The sequence below is a fragment of the Terrabacter koreensis genome (genome assembly GCF_054783315.1).
In genome coordinates this window covers 1-773 of sequence record NZ_BAAGQU010000019.1, presented here as the reverse complement: position 1 = coordinate 773, position 773 = coordinate 1, and the positions used below count along the sequence as shown (strand labels likewise).

1 protein-coding gene is annotated in these 773 nt (G+C 71.0%); it reads left to right on the top strand.

Annotated features, from left to right (window positions below):
• Window positions 1-14 precede the first annotated feature (14 nt).
• The gene (gene istB, locus ACYVNR_RS21685) at window positions 15-770 is read left to right on the top strand and encodes an IS21-like element helper ATPase IstB (protein WP_461051037.1); all 756 of its coding nucleotides are present in this window, start codon (window positions 15-17) and stop codon (window positions 768-770) included.
• Window positions 771-773 lie beyond the last annotated feature (3 nt).

The following is a 773-nucleotide window of genomic DNA, read 5'->3' as shown; positions in this document are numbered from 1 at the left end:
CGGCGCTCAAGCAGCTGACCTACCTGTCGGCATCGTTGAAAGCGCCTCGAATCATCGAGTCCGCTGCTCGGCTGGCCGACCATGCCCGCGACGCCGGCTGGACCCACGAGGAGTACCTCGCCGCGGTCCTGGACCGGGAGGTCGCCGCCCGCAACGCCTCCGGCGCCCAGCTGCGGATCCGGGCCGCCGGCTTCCCCGCACGCAAGAGCCTCGAGGAGTTCGACTGGGACGCCCAACCCGCTGTCCGCCAGCAGATCGCCGCCCTGGCCTCCGGCGGTTTCCTCACCGAGGCCCGCAACGTCGTGCTGCTTGGCCCGCCCGGCACCGGCAAGACCCACCTGGCCACCGGCCTGGGCATCGCCGCCGCCGGCCACGGCCACCGCGTGCTGTTCGCGACCGCGACCGACTGGGTCACCCGCCTGACCGAGGCCCACCGCGCCGGCCGGCTCCCCGTCGAGCTGGCCCGGCTGCGCCGCTACGGGCTGATCATCGTCGACGAAGTCGGCTACCTGCCCTTCGAGCAGGACGCCGCGAACCTGTTCTTCCAACTCGTCTCATCCCGCTACGAACACGCCTCGCTGATCCTGACCTCCAACCTGCCCTTCAGCGGCTGGGGCGGAGTCTTCGGGGACCAGGCCGTCGCCGCCGCCATGATCGACCGCGTCGTGCACCACGCCGACGTCCTGACCCTCAAAGGCGCCAGCTACCGGCTGCGCAACCGCGGCATCGACACGCTGCCCAGCATCAGAACCCAAGACACGGCAGACTAGAAG